We start from the raw sequence: 19777 nt of genomic DNA on the forward strand, positions 1-19777 counted from the left end.
GCTTCACCGGCTGCCTGACGGTCCGGATACGCGTCCTCACCCAGCGGGAGCGTCGAACGTGACCGCGGTCTCGAAGGCGGCGCGCCGCGTGGCCCGGCGCAGCGCCCGCAGCAGCACCGGACCGAGCGCGAGGGTCAGCACGACCGTGCACAGCGCCCGGCCCAGGTCCCAGCCGAGCGAGGTGGCCAGGCAGTAGGCGGCGAACCGGGCCAGGTTGGCGGCGACCGAGGCATGCCCGTCGAAGGCGATGTTCGAGGTGCCGGAGCCCATGAAGGGCCAGCCGGCCAGGTTCATGACCGTGCCGTAGGCGAAGGCTGCGCAGAAGCCGTAGGCGGCCAGCAGCAGCAGTTCGGCCCGGCCGCGCAGCCGGCCCTGCCCCGGCAGGAGCCCGGCGCCCATGGTGAACCAGCCCATCGCCAGCATCTGGAACGGCAGCCAGGGCCCGACCCCGCCGGTGAGCAGCGCGGAGGCGAACATCGTCACCGAGCCGAGGACGAAACCGAAGCCGGGACCGAGCACCCGGCCGCTGAGCACCATCAGGAAGAACATCGGCTCGATCCCCGCCGTCCCCGCGCCCACCGGGCGCAGGGCCGCGCCGGTCGCGGCCAGCACACCCAGCATCGCGACCGCCTTGGGCCCGAGGCCGGACTCGGAGATCCTCGCCGCCACGACCGCGATCATCAGCAGCAGCAGACCGGCGAACAGCCAGGGCGCGTCCTCGGCGTGCGCGCCGAGCCGCGAGGCGGGCGGCGCGAGGAAGGGCCAGAAGAAGGCCACCACGCCGACCGCGCTGACCAGGCCGAGCGCGGCGAGGGAGCGCGGACCGAGACGCACGGCCCGGACCGGACGGGCGGCGGGGACCGGGCGGGGAGCGGGAGCGGGGGTCATGCGAGGGCCTCCCGGACCTCGGCCACCGTCAGCCATCGCTGCGGGGCGAGGATCTTGGTCACCTGCGGGGCGAAGGAGGGCGACGAGACCACGATCTCCGCCGTGGGGCCGTCGGCGATCACCTCGCCGTCGGCGAGCAGCACCACCCGGTGCGCGATCTCCGCCGCCAGTTCCACGTCGTGCGTGGCGAGGACGATGGCGTGTCCCTCGGCGGCCAGCTCGCGCAGCACGGCGACCAGCCGGGCCTTGGCCGCGTAGTCCAGGCCGCGCGTCGGCTCGTCCAGCAGGAGCAGGGGAGGGCGGGCGGTCAGCACGACCGCCAGGGCGAGCGCCAGCCGCTGGCCCTCGGACAGGTCCCGGGGGTGGATGTCGTCGGTGATGCCGGGCAGCAGCCCGGACACCAGCGCCCGGCAGGTGCCCGGCCCGGCGCCCGCGTCCCGGTCGGCGGCCGCGCACTCGGCGGCCACCGTGTCCGCGTACAGCAGGTCCCGCGGCTCCTGCGGGACCAGACCGACCCGGCGGACGAGTTCCCGCGGCGCGGTCCGGTGCGGGACGGCCCCGCCCACGCGCACCGAGCCGGCGGTGGGCTCCACCAGGCCGACCAGGGAGCCGAGCAGGGTGGACTTCCCGGCGCCGTTGCGCCCCATCAGCGCGACCGTCTCACCACGGGCCACGCCCAGATCGACGTGCCGCAGCGCCGTGATCGGCCCCCGCCGGACCCCCAAACCCCGCACCTCGGCGACCTGCGGGGCGTCGGTGGGCGAGTCGAGGGGCGCGGAGTTCCGCCGGAAGAGGCGGCGCCGGGGGGAGGGGAGCGCGGGGGGTGCTTCGGACACGGGGTCGTGAGCGGGGGCGCCCGGCCCGGGCGGGGCGGCTTCGGTGCGCGGCGGTTCCCCGTCGGCGGGTTGCCGGGGTCCGCCGAGGCGGTCGCGCAGGGAGGAGGCGCGGCGGCGGGCGTCCCGTACCGTCAGCGGCAGCGGTGACCAGCCCGCCAGCCGGCCCAGGCCCACCACCGGCGGGTACACCGGGGAAACGGCCATCACCTCGGCCGGCTCGCCGTGGCGCGGGGCGGCGCCGGGGGCGGGCAGCAGGACGACCCGGTCGGCGTACTGGATCACCCGCTCCAGCCGGTGCTCGGCCAGCAGCACCGTCGTACCGAGGTCGTGGACCAGACGCTGCAGCACGGCCAGCACCTCCTCCGCCGCGGCCGGATCGAGCGCCGAGGTCGGCTCGTCGAGGACCAGGACCCGGGGGTGCGGGGTGAGGACCGAGCCGATCGCGACCCGCTGCCGCTGCCCGCCCGAGAGCGTGGCGATCGGGCGATCGCGCAGGTCGGCGAGTCCCAGCAGGTCCAGCGTCTCCTCCACCCGGCGGCGCATCACCTCCGGAGCGAGCCCCAACGACTCCATGCCGTAGGCGAGTTCCTCCTCCACCGTGTCCGTCACGAAGTGCGCGAGCGGATCCTGGCCCACCGTGCCGACCACGTCGGCGAGTTCGCGCGGCCGGTGGGTGCGGGTGTCCCGGCCGGCCACGGTGACGCGTCCGCGCAGGGTGCCGCCGGTGAAGTGCGGCACCAGCCCGCTGACCGCGCCCAGCACGGTCGACTTGCCGACCCCGGACGGGCCCACGAGCAGCACGAGTTCGCCCTCGGGCACCTCGAAGTCCACGCCCCGGACGGTCGGTTCGCCCGCACCCTCGTACGTGACGCTGACATCCTCGAAGCGGATCACGACGGCTCCTCGACGGGCTTGGGTACGACGAAGGCGGGCAGCAGCGCGAGCAGCACGGCCGCGGCCGGCCACAGGGGGAGAGCGGGCGCCACCAGCGGGACCACTCCGGGATGCAGCGCGTCCGGATCGCGTACCGCGGCGAGCGTGAGCAGCGCGGCGACCGCGGCCCCCGAGCCCGCGACCAGCCACGCCCGCACCCCCCACGGATCCGGCCGGTACCGGGTGCGCGGGGAGCGGCGGCCGCCCAGGCGCAGGCCGGCCAGCGCGGCGGCGACCCCCGCGCACAGCACCGGCACCCCGTACGTGCCGCCCTCCGCCGTCAGCAGCCCGTACGTTCCCGCGCACACGCCGAGCAGCCCGCCCAGGGTGAGCGCGGTCGTCGTACGGCGTACGCGGGCCGGGACCTCGGCGGTACGGCCGTAGCCGCGGGCGTCCATCGCGGCGGCCAGCGCCACCGAGCGCTCCAACGCGCCCTCCAGCACCGGCAGTCCGACCTGCAGCAGGCCGCGAACGCCCCGGTCCGGACGGCCGCGCAGCCGGCGGGCGGCGCGCAGCCGCTGGACGTCGGCGATGAGGTGGGGCGCGAAGGTGAGCGCGACGACCACGGCCACGCCCACCTCGTACAGCGCGCCGGGTAGGGACTTCAGCAGCCGGGCCGGGCTGGCGAGGGCGTTGGCGGCACCGACGCAGATGAGCAGGGTGGCCAGCTTCAGGCCGTTGTAGCCGGCGAAGAGCAGCGCCTCCGCGGTGACCCGGCCGCCGAGCCGGATGCCCTGGGCCCAGTGCGGGAGCGGGATCTCGGGGAGCGTGAGCAGCACATGGGTGCCGGGGACGGGGGAGCCGAGGGCGACGGTGAAGGCGAGGCGGATGAGGAGCACGGCGACGGCGAGCTTGGCGAAGGCGGCGTAGGAGCGGGACCAGGGTGAGGGGGAGCGGTGGGTCGCCACCACATAGCCGGTCGCGGCTGTCAGCAGGGCCAGGAGCAGGGGGTTGGTGGTGCGGGTGGCGGCGGTGCCGAGGCCCAGGGACCACAGCCACCAGGCGCCGGGGTGCAGCGGTGCGCGGCCGTGCCGGAGCCGGACGGGAGCGGGTTCCGCTCGCCCGCGCTCCCGGGGCGCGACCGCGCCCGGCCTCCCCGCCCCGGAGGCACGGCCGCCCACGGTGGCGGCGGGGCCGCTGCCCACGGCCGCGGTGGCACGGCCTTGTGCGGCCGCGGCGGTACGACCGCCCGCCCGCGCGGTGGCCGCGGTGGCGGCGCCGCTACGGCTACGCATTCCCGCGCCGCCGCCGGGACTGCCACACCGCCGCCCCGGCCAGCACCGCGACCACGCCCAGGCCGATCGGCAGCCCCAGCGAGGGACCGCCGTCCGGCTCGGGCTTCCGCGCGGCCTTCGCCGGCTTCTCCTCCGCGGACACCTGCTCCCCGCACCCCTTGTGCGGATATCCGGCGATCGCGCACAGCAGGGCGTTGCTGTCGTAGCGCAGGGGCTTGGCGGCCGAGGCCAGCGCCTCGGCCGTCGTCGCGTCGGGGGAGACCCGGGCGCAGGCCGTGCGGCGCTCGGGCGGGGTCTCGCCGGAGGGGGCGTCCGCCGGCGTTCCGAAGTCGATGACCAGGGCCACCCGCTTCGTGCCCGCCTTCGCGGGCGTGCCGGCGCAGATCGTGGCGAAGTCCGCCGTGCCGCGCGGCCGGGTCGCGTCCTGCGAGTCCTCGCTCACCGCGAAGCGCAGGCCCTGGACGGCGCCGTCGTCGGGACGGGCGGTCGAGGGGCCCTCGGTGGCGTACGACCAGTGTCCGCCGGTCCGCTCCCAGAACGACCAGTAGCGGTACCCGGCGGCCTGAGCCTGCGCCGCGCCCGCCAGGACGACCAACGCGGCGAGGAGCAGGGCGGCGGCACGGCGGACGGCGGTCACGGCTGCTGCTTCTTCCGGCGGCCGCTGAGCAGGAAGCCGATGCCGATGCCGGCCACGAGGCCGACGCCGACGATCCACCAGACACCGGTGTTCGAGTCGTCCTCGGCCCGCTTGCCGGACTCCTCGGTGTGGGCGGCGGTCCCGCGCGGCGCAGGGCCGGTGGCGTTGAGCGACCGCACCAGGTCGGTGCCGCCGAAGTGCCGCGCGTCGGCGCCGAGCGCGTGCGCGGCGAGGATGAGCTGGGCGTAGGCGGCCGGGCCGCTCTGCCGGGCCCAGCCGGCCGCGTTCTTCTCCAGCCAGCCGTACGGCTTCTTCGCCTGCGTGTTCCAGCCGTCCGCCGCGAGCGCGACGACGGTGTCCGCGGTGTTGCCGTAGTCGGGCTGGTCCTCGGCGCCGGGCAGCGCCGACTTGAGGTGGCCGGACCCGGCGACGGCGTGGGTGAGATACGCGGCGGCGTTGTCCGCCACCCGGGTCTCGGTGGCCCTGCCGGAGGACGAGCAGACGGGAGCCTTGTCACGGGCCTTGCCGGGCCCGTTGACGAACCCCTTGCCGAGGGCGCCCAGCACACCGGCCGCCGTGGCGTCCGCGTTGGCGACCAAGTGCCCCTTCTTGTCCGGCTGGTAGGCGAGGGCGCCGCCGCCGTCCTCGTCGCAGGCGAGCGCCCGTGCGCTCAGCAGGTCGTACGGGGTGCCCTTGCCGGCGCGGAGCTTGCCGGGGTCCTCACCGGCCCCGGCGAAGGCGCCGACGACGACCGAGGTGGAGTTGGTGTCGCTCGGGCTGCCCGGCGTGTAGCCCCAGCCGCCGTCCTCGTTCTGTGCGTTCTTCAGCCAGACCAGGGCCTTGCGTGTCTCGGCGCCGTGTCCGCCGAGCGCCTGCAGGGCCTGGACGGCGGCGGCCGTGCTGTTGGTGTCGGGCTGGGCGCCGCCCTTGCCCTCGCAGGACTTGGCCGTGTCCGCCCGGAACGCGGCGAAACCGCCCTTGGCGCACTGCTGTCCCACCAGCCAGTCGACGGCCGAGGCGGCGGGCCGGTAGCCGAGGGTGCGCTGGGCGAGCAGGGCCAGGGACTGGCGCCACACGCCGTCGTACGTCGGGTCGGACTTGCCGAACAGCCCGGACGGGACCGCCACCTTGGGCGAAGCGGAGGGGGACGTGTCGGCGGCCGTGGCGGGCGCGGCGGCGGCCAGCACGCCTATGGCGGCGAGAGCCGCGGCACTGCGGCGGACGTTCATGGTCGGCGACTGCCTCTCCTGCGGGGGAACCGGCAGCGCACGGGAAACACCCCGGGCGGCTCGGCTCCGTAAACCTCGACGGTGCCGTGCGCGGCGGGTCGCCGCGCACGTGAGCCGGTCAACGTCCCGTACGAGGCGTTCCGGCTCACCGTCGGGTGGACGAACGGCTCACGGTTGCGGGTCAGCGCCGGAATTGCACCGGCTTCCCCCCGTACGGGTGTGATGACGACGCCGCCACTTTACCGGCAGCCGCGCGGCGGCTGTTGAGTGGCCGTGAGCACACGGGCCCGGTGACCGGGGCCACGGCTGGACCGGGAGGGATTCGACGCCCGTGCCGCAGCGCCCGTCCCGGCGGCCGCCCTCAACGCGCCCTCGGGCCGGCCGCCGGATCCGGCAGGTCCATCAGCCGGCACACCGTCTCGATGTCGACCTTCACCTGGGCGATGGAGGCGCGGCCCGAGAGCCAGGTGATCAGGGCCGAGTGCCAGGTGTGCTCTATGACGCGGACCGCCGAGAGCTGTTGCGGCGTCGGGTGGTCCAGGCCCATCGCGTCGAGGATGATCGCCGTGGTCTGCCGGGAGACCTGGTCGACCTCGGGGGAGACGCCGCGGTCGGCGAAGGTGAAGGCGCGGACCATCGCGTCCGCCAGTTGCGGCTCGCGCTGCAGGGCCCGGAACGCCCGCATCAGGGTCTCCGCGACCCGCTCCGCCGGCGAGTCACCCGCCGGGGGCTTCTTGCGGAGGGTGCCGTGCATGTGCTCCAACTGGTCCTGCATCGTGGCGACCAGCAGATGCACCTTCGACGGGAAGTACCGGTACAGGGTGCCGAGGGCGACCTGCGAGGACTCCGCGACCTCCCGCATCTGCACGGCGTCGAAACCGCCCCGGCTCGCCAGTTGGGCGCTCGCGTGCAGGATCCGGCGGCGGCGGGCCTCCTGCCGCTCGGTCAGCGGTGCCGTGGGGGGCCGGACACTCCCGGCTTCCAGCTTGGATTCCGCAGGCATGGGTCCCGCTCCGTGACAGTCGGTGAGGACATCTGTAGGGCATGTGATCATCCAGCATGGCGGGGGGTTCGCGCCGTGGCGTGAATCACCTGATCCACTGCTGTCAGGGCCCCTACCTGCCGGTAGATTCAGAGCCTCTTGAACGATCAAGTCTGAAACTTGTTCTAGATTAGCGTCCCGTCATAGTGTCGCGGGAAAGTGCAGGGAGAAGGGGACCCGGAGTGACCGCTGAGGCCAGTCAGGCGGGGCCCCGACCGGAGCTCGCAGCAGACGGAGGGCGAGCGCTGCGCATCGCGCTCCTCACCTACAAGGGGAACCCGTTCTGCGGCGGCCAGGGCGTCTACGTCCGGCACCTCTCCCGCGAGCTGGCCCGCCTCGGCCACCGCGTCGAGGTCATCGGCGCCCAGCCCTATCCCGTGCTCGACGAGGGATACGACGGCCTGAGCCTCACCGAGCTGCCCAGCCTCGACCTCTACCGCCAGCCCGACCCCTTCCGGACCCCCGGGCGGGGCGAGTACCGGGACTGGGTCGACGCCCTCGAGGTCGCCACGATGTGGACCGGCGGCTTCCCCGAGCCGCTCACGTTCTCCCTGCGCGCCCGGCGCCATCTGCGCGCCCGCCGCGGCGAGTTCGACGTCGTCCACGACAACCAGACGCTCGGCTACGGCCTGCTCGGCGACATCGGCGCCCCCCTGGTCACCACGATCCACCACCCCATCACCGTCGACCGGCAACTGGAGCTGGACGCGGCCGAGAGCCGGCAGCGCCGGCTGTCCGTGCGCCGCTGGTACGCCTTCACCCGGATGCAGAAGCGCGTCGCCCGCCGCCTGCCCTCGGTGCTCACCGTCTCCGGCAGTTCCCGCCAGGAGATCGTGGACCACCTCGGCGTCCGCGACGACCGCGTCCACGTGGTCCACATCGGCGCCGACACCGATCTCTTCGCGCCGAATCCCGCCGTCGCCGAGGTGCCCGGCCGGATCGTCACCACCTCAAGCGCCGACGTCCCCCTCAAGGGCCTGGTCTTCCTGGTCGAGGCCCTCGCCAAGGTGCGCACCGAGCACCCGGCCGCCCACCTCGTCGTCGTCGGCAAGCGCCCCGCGGAGGGCCCCGTAGCCCAGGCGGTCGAGCGCTACGGCCTCGAAGACGCCGTCGAGTTCGTCAAGGGCATCTCCGACGCCGAACTGGTCGACCTGATCCGCTCGGCCGAGGTCGCCTGCGTGCCCTCGCTGTACGAGGGCTTCTCGCTGCCCGCCGCCGAGGCCATGGCCACCGGCACCCCCCTGGTCGCCACCACCGGCGGCGCCATCCCCGAGGTCGCCGGACGCGACGGCGAGACCTGCCTCGCCGTGCCGCCCGGTGACGCGGGGGCCCTCGCCGCCGGGCTGGTCCGGCTGCTGGGCGACCCCGCGCTGCGCGAGCGCCTCGGCCGCGCCGGCCGCGAGCGGGTACTGAGCCGCTTCACCTGGGCCCGGGCCGCCGAGGGAACGGTGGCCCGCTACCGGGAGGCCATCGCCGGCCACGGCGGCCGCACGGGCGTCCAGGACCGGCCCGGCACCCCGCCCGCCGCCGTCCTCCGAGAACCACTCGCCTCCGACCGCGCAACCTCCGACCGCGAAAGCAGGGCCACGTGCTGACCGTCGACTTCTCCCGGTTCCCGCTCGCCCCCGGCGACCGTGTCCTGGACCTCGGCTGCGGGGCCGGCCGGCACGCCTTCGAGTGCTACCGGCGCGGCGCGCAGGTCGTGGCCCTGGACCAGAACGCCGAGGAGATCCGCGAGGTCGCCAAGTGGTTCGCGGCCATGAAGGAGGCCGGTGAGGCGCCGGCCGGCGCCACCGCCACCGCCATGGAGGGCGACGCCCTCGCGCTGCCCTTCCCCGACGAGTCCTTCGACGTCGTCATCATCTCCGAGGTGATGGAGCACATCCCCGACGACAAGGGCGTCCTCGCCGAGATGGTGCGCGTGCTCCGGCCCGGCGGCCGCATCGCCATCACCGTGCCCCGCTACGGCCCCGAGAAGGTCTGCTGGGCGCTGTCCGACGCCTACCACGAGGTCGAGGGCGGCCACATCCGCATCTACAAGGCCGACGAGCTGCTGGGCAAGGTCCGCGAAGCCGGCCTGCGGCCGTACGGCAGCCACCACGCGCACGCCCTGCACTCGCCCTACTGGTGGCTGAAGTGCGCGTTCGGCGTGGACAACGACAAGGCGCTGCCGGTGCGGGCGTACCACAAGCTGCTGGTCTGGGACATCATGAAGAAGCCGCTCGCCACCCGGATCGCCGAGCAGGCGCTGAACCCGGTCATCGGCAAGAGCTTCGTCGTCTACGCCACCAAGCCCCACCTCCCGCGGGTGGACGAGACCTCCGAGGCGGCCGCCAAGTGACCACCCCCCGGACAGAACACCTCGTCCTGCCCGGGGTCCTCACCGCCGAGCAGGCCGCCGCGACCGTGAGCGGCATCCTCGCCGTACAGCGGGAGGACGGCGCGATCCCCTGGTTCCGCGGGCACCACCTCGACCCGTGGGACCACACCGAGGCCGCCATGGCCCTGGACGCGGCCGGCGAGCACGAGGCCGCCGAGCGGGCGTACGACTGGCTCGCCGCCCACCAGAACGAGGACGGCTCCTGGTACGCGGCCTACGCCGACGGCGCCCACGACGACGTCACCGACCGCGGCCGCGAGTCCAACTTCGTCGCCTACATAGCCGTAGGCGTCTGGCACCACTACCTGTCCACCGGTGACGACACGTTCCTGGACCGCATGTGGCCCACCGTGTACGCGGCGGTCGAGTGGGTGCTGCGGCTGCAGCAGTCCGGCGGCCAGATCGGCTGGCGCCGCGACGACGACGGCACCCCCACGGCGGACGCCCTGCTCACCGGCAGCTCCTCCGTGCACCACGCGCTGCGCTGCGCCCTCGCCATCGCCGAGCAGCGCGAGGAGCCGCAGCCGGACTGGGAGCTGGCGGCCGGGGCGCTGCGCCACGCCATCCGCCGGCACCCCGAGCGCTTCCTCGACAAGGACCGCTACTCGATGGACTGGTACTACCCGGTCCTCGGCGGCGCGCTCACCGGAACCGAGGCCAAGGAGCGCATCGAGGCGGACTGGGACCGCTTCGTCGTCCCGGGTCTGGGGGTGCGCTGCGTCGTCCCCAACCCCTGGGTGACCGGCGGCGAGTCCTGCGAACTCGCGCTGGCCCTGTGGGCGATGGGCGAGTCCGACCGCGCGCTGGAGATCCTGCAGTCGGTGCAGCACCTGCGGGACGCGGAGAGCGGCCTGTACTGGACGGGCTACGTCTTCGACGACGACGCCATATGGCCCCGCGAGCTCACCACCTGGACGGCGGGTTCGCTGCTGCTGGCCGTCGCCGCGCTGGGCGGCCACGACGCCACCTGCGCCGTCTTCGGCGGGGAGTACCTGCCGTCCGGGCTCGACCCCGACTGCTGCGGCTGAGGGGCGACGGCACGCTGGGTCGACCGTTCGCTACCTGGCGTGCGAACTGGGGCGGGATGTGTGCATGTTGCCGGACATGTCCATGTTTCGGGTGGGGTGCGAGAGGTCACACGGCTCCACGGAGCACACGGACCAGACGCGACACCTCCACGGGAGGACACCGTGCCCGTACCGATACGCCACATCGCCGTGGCCCTCACCCTCTGCTGCGCCCTGCTCGCCGGCTCCACGGCCTACGCCGCCGGCCACGACACCTCGCAGCGCAACCCGACGGCCGCCGTCGCGGCGGCCGAGCCCAGCCCCAGCACCTCCGCCGAGAAGCAGAAGTTCGCCAAGACCCGGTTCGTGGCGAACGCGGGCCTCGCGGCCGGAGCCGTCTACCAGTGGATCTACAAGCCGTACAAGGCGGGCAAGTTCAAGAAGGGCGCGCACGGCCGCAAGCTGACCCTCGTCAAGGCGGGTCTCGCCGGCGCGTTCGCGTACAACCGTCTGAAGGCGGCCGCGCGCAACGCCAAGGGTGATCCAACCCTCTCCAAGGCGATCGCCCCCATCACGGCGGGCATCGAGTCGCTGAAGAGCCTGCCCGCCAAGCTCCGCAAGGGCGACGGCTCGGCGGCCAACGACTTCAACGACGTCATCAACAAGGTGAAGGACGCCGGGAAGAACGCGGGCGCCGAGGTCAAGAACAAGGTGCCGTCCCTGTCCGAGGTCAAGAACGGTTCCTAGGACGGCATGCGCCCGGCGGTGCCCGACTCCGCTGCGGCGCCAGCTTCCTGACGGTGCGTCAAGTCATGTCCCGGGGAGGGCTGTACGGCGACGGCCCCCCGCCCGGAAGGGCGAGGGGCCGTGCGCTCGGGTACGGGCGGCGGCTCAGCCGCGCTGGATCCCCGAGGTGTCCTGCAGAACGCCGCGGCGGCCGTCCTGGGTCTGCGCCACCAGCGCGGCACCGCGCTGCTCGACGGCGAGGTACCAGGTGCCGGGCGCCAGTTCGGCGATCGGTGCCGCGCTGCCGTCCTCGGCGAACAGCGGGCGGGCCGCCGGCACGGCGAACCAGAACGGCGAGAACTCCCCGCCGGCCGGCTGCGGCGCCGGGGCCGCCGGAGCGGGGGCCTGGCCGTACGGCTGGCCCGGCTGCGGCTGGGCACCGTAGGGCTGACCCGGCTGCGGCTGGGCGCCGGGGTAGCCGTAACCACCGGGCGGCTGGGCGCCGTAGGGCTGCGGGGAGGCCGGCTTGGGCGCCGGGACCAGCGCGGCCTGCAGGGCCGGGACGAGGGGAGTGGCGATGGCGGCGGCGGCCAGCAGCAGAGCGGCGATGAGGCCGAGCACGAGGCCGGAGCCCGCGCCGACGTCGAGGCCGCCGAAGCTGTCGCTGAACGCGCCCAGCGGGTCGATGATGGTCCAGAACGAGGTCCACGCGGCGAAGATCGTCAGTGCGACGCCGATCTGACCGAGGTCGAGGCCGATGACCTTGCGCGGCTGCGGGAGCGCCCGCGCGACGACGATCAGGACCGCGCCGGCGATGCCGCCGACGTACATGCTCATCACCAGGCCGAGGTTGTCCCAGGCGTTCGGGGTGTCACTGCCGGACTTGTCGAACGTGTCGAGGAACGACGCGATGAACAGCAACACCGCTGCTCCGATCACCACGCCGTCGCCCCGAGTGAGGGAGCGGATATTCACTTCAGCAGGTCCTTCGTAGGTCGTCTCGTCGTCGGAGGAGGCGTCGCCGTCACCAAGTCGCTTCCGGACTCCGGTGTGAAGCGCAGGGGTGGCCCCTCATCGTATGGACGACACTATCGTCCGCACGATCACGCTGTCCGCCCGGATGGACCTGCCGATCGCTACCCGCGCAGGAAACTCACGATTCCCTCAGAGATCCCCTGCGCCGCCTTCTGCCGCCAGGCGCCGCTGGTCAGCAGCGCCGCGTCCTTGGTATCGCGCATGTTGCCGCACTCGATGAACACCTTGGGAACCGTTGACAGATTGAGACCGCCCAGGTCCTTCCGCGTGACGAGACCGGTGCCGTCGCCGACGTAGTTGGAGGGCGGCTCGCCGGTGAGCCGCAGATAGCGGCCCGCGATGCGGATGCCCAGGTCCTTGGAGGGGCCGGCGATGGGGCGGGTGTCGGCACCGCCCGCGTGCACTGAGGCGGGCAGGATGACGTGGAAGCCGCGGTTGCCCTGCGCCGAGCCGTCGGCGTGGATGGAGACGGCCGCGTCGGCACGCGCCGTGTTGCCGATGCGGGCACGTTCGTCGACACACGGGCCCCAGGGCGGGGAGTCGCCGTCGTGCGTCAGTTTCACGGTGGCGCCCTGCCGTTCCAGCAGTGCGCGCAGCCGGTGTGCGACGTCCAGCGTGAACCGGGCTTCCGGGTAACCCGAGTTGGTGGAGGTGCCGGTGGTGTCGCACTCCTTGCGGTTCGTGCCGATGTCCACCTGGCGGTTGATCTCGGAGGGGTGCTGGAAGTTGCCGGGGTTGTGGCCCGGGTCGATGACGACGACCTTGCCCTTGAGCGGGCCGGAGGCGGCGGGGGCCGAACTGCCCGCCGGGCCCGGATCCTTGGCGTCGTGGGCGGAGTCGCCGGTTCGCGAGGGCGCGGCCGGCGGAGCGGACGCGGGGGCGGAGGAGGCGGCGGGCGGGGCGGAGCCCGCGCCGCCGGAGGACCCGCCCGAACCGCCCGCCGTCTCGTACACGAGCCAGCCGAGCAGCGCCCCGGGCACCAGGGCGGCGAGCGCGACGGTCAGCGGTCCGCGCCGGGGCCGGCGCGGCTGCGGGGGATCGAAGTCCGGTCCTACGTACGACACGCCTGCCACCCTAACCGCCGTGCGGGGCGTCCACCCGGCCGTGGGGTCCAGGCGGGCGAACGCCCCGGGGACCGCCGGTGACCGCGCCGGGGTCAGACACCCGGGCCGGTCCGCCGCAGCACGCGCAGCGACCCGGTCACGGCGGTCTCGGTGAACGCGCCCGATTCCAGGGCCCGCAGGTAGACCCGGTACGGCGCCTGTCCGGTGAACTCGTCCTCGGGGTGCGGGAAGACGTCGTGGATGACGAGGAGCCCGCCCTCGGCGACATGCGGCGCCCAGCCCTCGTAGTCGGCGGTGGCGTGCTCGTCGGTGTGGCCGCCGTCGACGAAGACGAGGCCGAGCGGGGAGTTCCAGATCGCGGCGATCTGCGGGGAGCGGCCGACGAGGGCGACCACGTGCTCCTCCAGGCCCGCCCGGTGCAGGGTGCGGCGGAAGGCGGGGAGCGTGTCCATCAGGCCGATCTCGGGGTCGACGGTCTCCGGGTCGTGGTAGTCCCAGCCCGGCTGCTGCTCCTCGCTGCCCCGGTGGTGGTCCACGGTCAGCGCGGTGACGCCGGCCTCGCGGGCCGCGTCGGCGAGCAGGACGGTGGACCGCCCGCAGTAGGTGCCGACCTCCAGCAGCGGCAGCCCGAGCCGCCCCGCCTCGGCCGCGGCCGCGTACAGCGCCAGCCCCTCGTCCGCGGGCATGAACCCCTTCGCCGCCTCGAACGCGGCCAGGATCTCGGGCTTGGGTGCCGCGGGCATGGGGATTCCTCTCGGTCGTACTCGGTGCGGTCGTACCCGGTCCACCTGGTCATGGGGTCTTCCGGGCGCCGGGCGCCCCATGCTGCCGCACCCCCTGCCGGGCGGCGACAGGGGGTGGGTATGGCGTGCCTCTCAGGCGCCCGGGGCCTTTCGGGAGACCCGGCCTCCCGGGCGTCCGGGCGTCCGGGCCTCTCGGGCTCAGGGCCTCCCGGCGTCCGGGCCGGACACCCGGGTCAGGCGCCGGCCGCCGCCCCGCCCGGCAGGGGCAGGGGCAGGTCCAGGTCGACCGGGCGGTCGTCGCCGGCGTGCGTCGCGGCCGAGGCCAGCGGCCCGTGCCCGGCGGCCTTGGCGGCCAGCACGTACGGTCCCTCGGCGGGGACCGCGAGGGCGTAGGAGCCGTCCTCCCCGGAGAGGGTGGCCCCGGCCTGGCGGCCCCGGCGGTCGATCAGGGTGACCTTGGCGCGGGCGACCGGGGTGCCGGCGGCGTCCAGCACCCGGCCGCGGAAGCCGCGCAGGACCTCCTCGGCGTGCCGGATGCCGGCCTCCTCCTCGCTGCTGGCGCGCAGCTGGGTGTGCTGGGCCGGGCGCGGCGCCCGGGGCAGGAACACCGCGAGCAGCAGGCCCACCGCGACGGCGGCCGTGGCGATGAGGAAGGAGACGCGGAAGCCGTGCATGGTGGGGACCGCGACGCCGCCCACGTCGTTCGCCGTGTTGGCCAGCACCATGCCGATGACGGCGCTGGAGACGGAGGTGCCGATGGACCGCATCAGGGTGTTGAGCCCGTTCGCGGCGCCGGTCTCCGAGGCCGGGACCGCGCCGATGATCAGCGCGGGCAGGGAGGAGTAGGCGAGGCCGATGCCGGCGCCCAGGACGACCGAGGTGATGATCGTCTGCCAGGCGGCGTCCATCAGGCCGAGGCCGCCGCCGTAGCCGATGCCGATGATCAGCAGACCGATGATGAGGGTGGTCCGGGGGCCGTAGCGGGCCGACAGGCGGGCGTAGACCGGCGCCGTGAACATCATCGTCAGGCCCAGCGGGGCCACGCACAGACCCGCGACCACCATGGACCGGCCGAGGCCGTAGCCGGTGGCGCTGGGCAGCTGGAGGAGCTGGGGCAGGACCAGCGAGACGACGTAGAAGCTGACGCCGACCATGATCGAGGCCAGGTTGGTGAGCAGCACCTCGCGGCGGGCGGTGGTGCGCAGGTCGACCAGGGGCGCCTGGACGCGAAGTTCGTACAGGCCCCACAGGAGGAACACCGCGAGGGAGGCGCCGAACAGGCCGAGCGTCGTACCGGACGACCAGCCCCAGTCGCTGCCCTTGGTGACGGGCAGCAGGAGCAGCACCAGGCCGGCGGACAGGCCGAGCGCGCCGAGCAGGTCGAAGGAGCCCTTGGCGCGCATCGGGGACTCGGGCACGACGAGCAGGGTGAGGGCGATGGCGAGCGCGCCGAGCCCGGCCGCGCCGTAGAACAGGGCGTGCCAGTCGGTGTGCTGGGCGACCAGGGCGGCGGCGGGCAGGGCGAGGCCGCCGCCGACGCCGATCGAGGAGCTCATCAGGGCCATGGCCGAGCCGAGCCGCTCGCGCGGCAGCATGTCCCGCATCAGGCCGATGCCGAGTGGGATCGCGCCCATGGCGAAGCCCTGCAGGGTACGGCCGACGATCATGGTGAGCAGGGTGCTGGTGAGCGCGCTCACCAGGGCGCCCGCCACCATCACGGCGAGGCTGAGGACCAGCATGCGGCGCTTGCCGTAGAGGTCGCCGAGCCGGCCCATGATCGGGGTGGCCACGGCGCCGGACAGCAGGGTCGAGGTGAGGACCCAGGTGGCGTTGCTGGGGGCGGTCGCCAGCAGTTGCGGCAGGTCCTTGATGACCGGCACCAGCAGGGTCTGCATCACCGCGACCACGATGCCCGCGAAGGCGAGCACCGGGACCACGGCCCCGCTCGCCCTCCGGCCGGGCTGGTCGGTCGTCGTGTGCGTCATTGAGTTCGGCCTCCCGGGTGACATGAGTGCCGGGTAAACCTCGTATGCACGGGCAACTATTCCGTTGCTTCGGGTCCCTAACGAATCCTTGACCCGCCCATGGGTTTCTGACCCCGCGTCAGCGGCCGGGAAGGACCCCGCGACGCCGGCCCGCGGGGGTGAGCCACCGCACCTCGGAGGTGGTCGCGCGGCTCACAGCCACCCCTGCTGCCGGGCCTCCCGGACCGCCTCCGCGCGGTTGCGGGTGCCGGTCTTGCCGATCGCCGCGGACAGGTAGTTGCGGACGGTGGACTCGGACAGATGGAGCCGGCCGGCGATGTCGGCCACCGTCGCCCCGTCCACCGACGCCTTCAGCACCTCGCACTCGCGGGCCGTCAGCGGATTCGGCCCGGCGCTGAGCGCGGCCGCGGCCAGTGCCGGATCGACCACGGTCTCTCCGCCGAGCACCCGCCGGACCGCCGCGGCCAGCTCCTCCACCGGTCCGTCCTTGACGAGGAAGCCGGCCGCCCCGGCCTCCATGGCCCGGCGCAGATAGCCGGGCCGGCCGAAGGTGGTCAGGATCAGCACCCGGCAGCCGGGCACCTCCTCCCGCAGCACGGCCGCCGCGTCCAGGCCGCTGATGCCGGGGAGTTCGATGTCCAGCAGCGCCACGTCCGGCCGGTGCAGCAGCGCCGCCTCCACGATCGCGTCGCCGGTCGACACCTGGGCGACCACCTCGATGTCGTCCTCCATGCCGAGCAGCAGGGCGAGGGCCCCGCGCATCATGCCCTGGTCCTCGGCGAGCAGGACTCGGATGTCGTTCACGGGCCAAGGGTAGCCAGAGCCGTCCATAAAGACTCCCCCTCGTTCGGTACCGAAGGGGTTGACGACCCCTCAGTAATGCGCAAACAATCGCCTCTGCATTTCCGGTAATTGTTCGGTATTTCGACGGCTGAATTGGTTCGGTATTTCGGTCGAACGGTGTCCGGTATACCGACCGGCCGTTCACGCACCACCGCTCACCAGGTACGGAAATCCGACTGCCCCCACGACCGACCGAGGTGCACCCGTGTCCCCCACTCCTCCGCGCTCCCTCCCGCGGCGGCCGAGAAGCGCCGCCCTGTCCGTCCTCGCGGTCTGCGCCGCCCTCGCCGCGCTGCTGTTCGGCACCGGCGCCCCGCCCGCAGCCGCCGCGAGTTCGCTGCCCTGCGACGTCTACGGCACCGCCGGCACGCCCTGCGTCGCCGCGCACAGCCTCGTGCGCGCCCTGTACTCCACGTACAACGGCCCGCTGTACCAGGTGCAGCGCGCCAGGGACGGAGCGAAGACCGGCATCGGCCCGCTGTCCGCCGGCGGATACGCCGACGCGGCCGCCCAGGACTCCTTCTGCTCCGGCACCACCTGCGTCATCACCGAGATCTACGACCAGTCCCCGCGCCACAACGACCTCACGATCGAGGGCGCGGGCGGGGCCGGCGCGGCCGACGTGGGGGCGCCCGCGGACGCCCTTCCGGTGACGGTCGGCGGCCACCAGGTCTACGGCCTGGAGATCTCCGCCGGCATGGGCTACCGGGACAACTCCACCTCGGGCGTGGCCGTGAACGGGCAGGCCGAGGGGATGTACATGGTGACCTCCGGCACCCACGTCAACAACCGCTGCTGCTTCGACTACGGCAACGCCGAGACCAACAACATGGACACCGGCAACGGCCACATGGACGCCATCAACTTCGGCACCCAGTGCTGGTTCGCGCCCTGCTACGGACAGGGCCCCTGGGTGCAGGCCGACCTGGAGAACGGGCTGTTCCAGTCGGACGCCGGGTACAGCAGGAACACCTCGAACACCGGCACCGGACCCATACCGTTCGTGACCGCGCTGCTGAAGAACAACGGGCAGAACCATTTCGCGCTGAAATACGGCAACGCGCAATCCGGCGGACTCACGACCACCTATTCCGGCGGTGAGCCCACCGCCGGAGGCTACTCCCCGATGCACCAGGAGGGCGCGATCGTCCTCGGCACCGGTGGCGACAACAGCAACGGCTCCATCGGCTCCTTCTTCGAGGGCGTGATGACCTCCGGCATCCCGACGGACGCCGCCGACAACGCCGTCCAGGCCGGCATCGTCTCCGCCGGCTACGGCGGCCCGACCGGCAGCACCGGGACCCTGACACCCGGCTCGGAGATCTCGCTGCGCGCGACCACCTCCTGCTGCACCACCGAGTACGTCCGCCATCAGAACGACGCGGCGGTCATCTCGCCGGTGACGTCCGGCAGTTCCGCCCTCGACAGGAGCGACGCGACCTGGATCGTGCGCCGGGGACTGGCCGACGGCTCCTGTGTCTCCTTCGAGTCGCGGAACTACCCCGGTGACTTCCTGCGCCACTTCGACTACCGGATCCAGCGACAGCCCATGGACGGCACCGCCCAGTTCCGGGCCGACGCCACCTTCTGTCCGCAGACCGGCAGGAGCGGCAAGGGCACCTCGTTCGCCTCGTACAACTACCCGACGCGGTACCTGCGCCACTACGGCCACACCGTCTACATAGCGAGCAACGGCGGTTCCAACGCCTGGGACAGCGGCACCTCGTGGAGCGACGACGTGAGCTGGGCGGTCAGCTCTCCCTGGGCGCCGTAGCCGCCCCCACGGCAGCCGGCTCGGCCGGCTCCACCGGGAGTTCGGCGGTGACCGTGAAGCCGCCGCGCGGCGACGGGCCGGCCGTGAGACAGCCGCCCGCCGCCGCGAGGCGCTCGGTCAGACCCGTCAGCCCGGTGCCGCCGATGCCCTCCGCGGCGCGGGGTGCGGCCCCGCCGGTGCCGTTGTCGGTGACGGTGAGCCGCACGTGCTCGACGGTGCTGTCGATGGTCATCTCACAGCGGGTGGCGTCGCTGTGCCGGACGACGTTGGTGACCGCCTCGCGCACCACCCAGCCGAGCAGCGCCTCGGCCGCCGGGGTGAGCGGGGCCCCGGACCGGCGCACCACCGGCTCCACGCTCGCCGCGGACAGCGCCGAGCGGGCCCGGGCCATCTCGGTGGCCAGGCTGCCCTCGCGGTAGCCGGTCACCGCCTCCCGGATCTCGGTGAGGGCCTGCCGGCCCACCGACTCGATGTCGCCGATCTGGCCCAGCGCCGCGTCCATGTCGCGCGGGGCCAGCCGCCGGGCCGCCTCGGACTTCACCACGATCACCGACAGGGTGTGGCCGAGCAGGTCGTGCAGATCGCGGGAGAAGCGCAGCCGTTCCTTCTCCACCGCCCGGCGGGCCAGTTCCTCCCGGGCGGCGCGCAGTTCCCGCACGGCCTCGGACAGGCCGAGGATCGCGGCGGTCACCATGCTGGACAGGAAGGTCGCGTAGGCGATGTTCGTGGCGTCCGACCAGCCGCCGCGGACGGCGGAGACGGCGCCCGCGTACACCGTGAGGAGCAGGCCGACGCGGCCCAGCCACGGACCGCGCAGGGTGGCACCGGTCGCGAGCCCGAGCAGCGGGAAGAACATCAGCCAGCTCCCGCCGTACCCGAGCCCCAGGGCCGTGGTCAGCAGCCCCATCAGCACCAGCGCGACCCGGGTGGAGGGCGCCCGGCGCCTGTCCCGGTCGAAGGAGCGGAAGGTGACGTAGATGTACAGGGAGTTGAAGGTGAGCAGGCCCAGGCCGCCGATCCAGGGGTTCGGGGTCTCGCCCTGGAGCAGGTTGGAGAAGGAGCCCAGGCCCATCAGCAGCCAGGGCAGCAGGGCGAAGCCGGTGGGCGGCGGCCCCGGTTGGTCGGCGGCCGCGTCCCCGCCGTTCTGCCGCGCCGCCCGGAAGCGCTTGATGTCCGCCCGCCGGCGGGACCGCGCCTCGCGCAGTTCCCGTGGCCCGCCTCTTGTCCGTGCCCACCACGACATGTCTCTCGTCCCCCGATCGAATGGTCACCGCCCCGCGGCGGCGGTACGACGGCCAGCGTACGAACCGGGCGCCCGCTCACGGCAGGTCCGCGCGTACGGACTCCGGCAGGACGAATGTCACGGGTGCCGGTCCGGCGCGGCGGCGGCGGCCTTCCCAACCCATGAGCGCTCGGCTAT

Annotated in this window: 17 protein-coding genes and 1 riboswitch; of the genes, 5 read left to right on the plus strand and 12 right to left on the minus strand. The window is 73.8% G+C overall.

What is annotated here, in order from left to right:
- Positions 1-36 precede the first annotated feature (36 nt).
- From ABZ478_RS03315 to ABZ478_RS03340, 6 genes are all read right to left on the minus strand, one after another.
- Positions 37-888, minus strand: coding sequence for an ECF transporter S component (locus ABZ478_RS03315; RefSeq protein WP_359544864.1), 852 nt, complete (start codon positions 886-888; stop codon positions 37-39).
- On the minus strand, positions 885-2618 hold the full coding sequence (locus ABZ478_RS03320; protein WP_359544866.1) for an ATP-binding cassette domain-containing protein: 1734 nt from the start codon (positions 2616-2618) through the stop codon (positions 885-887). Before ABZ478_RS03320 ends, ABZ478_RS03315 begins: the two co-directional genes overlap by 4 nt.
- Positions 2615-3892: an energy-coupling factor transporter transmembrane component T gene (locus ABZ478_RS03325; RefSeq protein WP_359544867.1), complete on the minus strand. Its 1278-nt coding sequence runs from the start codon at positions 3890-3892 to the stop codon at positions 2615-2617. Before ABZ478_RS03325 ends, ABZ478_RS03320 begins: the two co-directional genes overlap by 4 nt.
- Positions 3885-4529: an SCO2322 family protein gene (locus ABZ478_RS03330; RefSeq protein ID WP_359544869.1), complete on the minus strand. Its 645-nt coding sequence runs from the start codon at positions 4527-4529 to the stop codon at positions 3885-3887. The genes ABZ478_RS03325 and ABZ478_RS03330 overlap by 8 nt, the downstream gene beginning before the upstream one ends.
- Positions 4526-5758 carry a prenyltransferase/squalene oxidase repeat-containing protein gene (locus ABZ478_RS03335; RefSeq protein ID WP_359544871.1) on the minus strand — a complete coding sequence of 411 codons (1233 nt, stop codon included), beginning with the start codon at positions 5756-5758 and terminating at the stop codon, positions 4526-4528. Before ABZ478_RS03335 ends, ABZ478_RS03330 begins: the two co-directional genes overlap by 4 nt.
- A gap of 134 nt (positions 5759-5892) precedes the next feature.
- Positions 5893-5966: riboswitch (cobalamin riboswitch) on the minus strand.
- A gap of 153 nt (positions 5967-6119) precedes the next feature.
- On the minus strand, positions 6120-6761 hold the full coding sequence (locus ABZ478_RS03340; RefSeq protein ID WP_359544873.1) for a TetR family transcriptional regulator: 642 nt from the start codon (positions 6759-6761) through the stop codon (positions 6120-6122).
- A 221-nt stretch (positions 6762-6982) separates the two neighbouring features.
- Here ABZ478_RS03340 and ABZ478_RS03345 point away from each other — a divergent pair, with 221 nt between their 5' ends.
- The 4 genes from ABZ478_RS03345 to ABZ478_RS03360 all read left to right on the plus strand — a co-directional run bounded on the left by ABZ478_RS03345 (position 6983) and on the right by ABZ478_RS03360 (position 10934).
- On the plus strand, positions 6983-8395 hold the full coding sequence (locus ABZ478_RS03345) for a glycosyltransferase family 4 protein (RefSeq protein WP_359544876.1): 1413 nt from the start codon (positions 6983-6985) through the stop codon (positions 8393-8395).
- Positions 8389-9141 carry a class I SAM-dependent methyltransferase gene (locus ABZ478_RS03350; RefSeq protein ID WP_359544878.1) on the plus strand — a complete coding sequence of 251 codons (753 nt, stop codon included), beginning with the start codon at positions 8389-8391 and terminating at the stop codon, positions 9139-9141. Before ABZ478_RS03345 ends, ABZ478_RS03350 begins: the two co-directional genes overlap by 7 nt.
- Positions 9138-10208 (plus strand): prenyltransferase, encoded by a 1071-nt coding sequence (locus ABZ478_RS03355; RefSeq protein WP_359544880.1) that lies wholly within the window; start codon positions 9138-9140, stop codon positions 10206-10208. Before ABZ478_RS03350 ends, ABZ478_RS03355 begins: the two co-directional genes overlap by 4 nt.
- A gap of 162 nt (positions 10209-10370) precedes the next feature.
- A complete protein-coding gene (locus ABZ478_RS03360) occupies positions 10371-10934 on the plus strand; it encodes a hypothetical protein (protein ID WP_359544882.1) in 564 nt (187 codons plus the stop codon).
- 144 nt (positions 10935-11078) lie between these two features.
- On the opposite strand, the gene ABZ478_RS03365 is transcribed toward ABZ478_RS03360, so the two are convergent.
- The 5 genes from ABZ478_RS03365 to ABZ478_RS03385 form a co-directional block, all read right to left on the minus strand.
- Complete coding sequence (locus tag ABZ478_RS03365) at positions 11079-11888, minus strand: hypothetical protein (RefSeq protein ID WP_359544884.1); 810 nt, start codon at positions 11886-11888, stop codon at positions 11079-11081.
- A gap of 161 nt (positions 11889-12049) precedes the next feature.
- Positions 12050-13012, minus strand: coding sequence for an N-acetylmuramoyl-L-alanine amidase (locus ABZ478_RS03370; RefSeq protein ID WP_359544886.1), 963 nt, complete (start codon positions 13010-13012; stop codon positions 12050-12052).
- A gap of 92 nt (positions 13013-13104) precedes the next feature.
- A complete protein-coding gene (locus ABZ478_RS03375; protein ID WP_359544888.1) occupies positions 13105-13755 on the minus strand; it encodes a class I SAM-dependent methyltransferase in 651 nt (216 codons plus the stop codon).
- A gap of 233 nt (positions 13756-13988) precedes the next feature.
- The gene (locus ABZ478_RS03380; RefSeq protein ID WP_359544890.1) at positions 13989-15740 is read right to left on the minus strand and encodes an MFS transporter; all 1752 of its coding nucleotides are present in this window, start codon (positions 15738-15740) and stop codon (positions 13989-13991) included.
- A 192-nt stretch (positions 15741-15932) separates the two neighbouring features.
- Positions 15933-16544 (minus strand): response regulator transcription factor, encoded by a 612-nt coding sequence (locus ABZ478_RS03385; RefSeq protein WP_359544892.1) that lies wholly within the window; start codon positions 16542-16544, stop codon positions 15933-15935.
- A 244-nt stretch (positions 16545-16788) separates the two neighbouring features.
- Between ABZ478_RS03385 and ABZ478_RS03390 the strand changes: the two genes are divergently transcribed.
- Entirely contained in the window at positions 16789-18357 is a 1569-nt protein-coding gene (locus ABZ478_RS03390) for an alpha-L-arabinofuranosidase B (RefSeq protein WP_359544894.1), read from the plus strand.
- Here ABZ478_RS03390 and ABZ478_RS03395 read toward each other — a convergent pair.
- The gene (locus tag ABZ478_RS03395) at positions 18335-19600 is read right to left on the minus strand and encodes a sensor histidine kinase (protein ID WP_359544896.1); all 1266 of its coding nucleotides are present in this window, start codon (positions 19598-19600) and stop codon (positions 18335-18337) included. The two genes, ABZ478_RS03390 and ABZ478_RS03395, sit on opposite strands and share 23 nt — an antisense overlap.
- Positions 19601-19777 lie beyond the last annotated feature (177 nt).

The sequence above is a fragment of the Streptomyces sp. NPDC005706 genome, from assembly GCF_040631045.1.
GTDB lineage: Bacteria > Actinomycetota > Actinomycetes > Streptomycetales > Streptomycetaceae > Streptomyces.

Excerpts from the sequence above, each read along its gene's own strand:
- ABZ478_RS03335 (WP_359544871.1), bottom strand. The coding sequence starts at position 5,758 with ATGAACGTCCGCCGCAGTGCCGCGGCTCTCGCCGCCATAGGCGTGCTG.
- ABZ478_RS03395 (WP_359544896.1), bottom strand. The coding sequence starts at position 19,600 with ATGTCGTGGTGGGCACGGACAAGAGGCGGGCCACGGGAACTGCGCGAG.
- ABZ478_RS03325 (WP_359544867.1), bottom strand. The coding sequence starts at position 3,892 with ATGCGTAGCCGTAGCGGCGCCGCCACCGCGGCCACCGCGCGGGCGGGC.
- ABZ478_RS03375 (WP_359544888.1), bottom strand. The coding sequence starts at position 13,755 with ATGCCCGCGGCACCCAAGCCCGAGATCCTGGCCGCGTTCGAGGCGGCG.
- ABZ478_RS03340 (WP_359544873.1), bottom strand. The coding sequence starts at position 6,761 with ATGCCTGCGGAATCCAAGCTGGAAGCCGGGAGTGTCCGGCCCCCCACG.
- ABZ478_RS03315 (WP_359544864.1), bottom strand. The coding sequence starts at position 888 with ATGACCCCCGCTCCCGCTCCCCGCCCGGTCCCCGCCGCCCGTCCGGTC.
- ABZ478_RS03380 (WP_359544890.1), bottom strand. The coding sequence starts at position 15,740 with ATGACGCACACGACGACCGACCAGCCCGGCCGGAGGGCGAGCGGGGCC.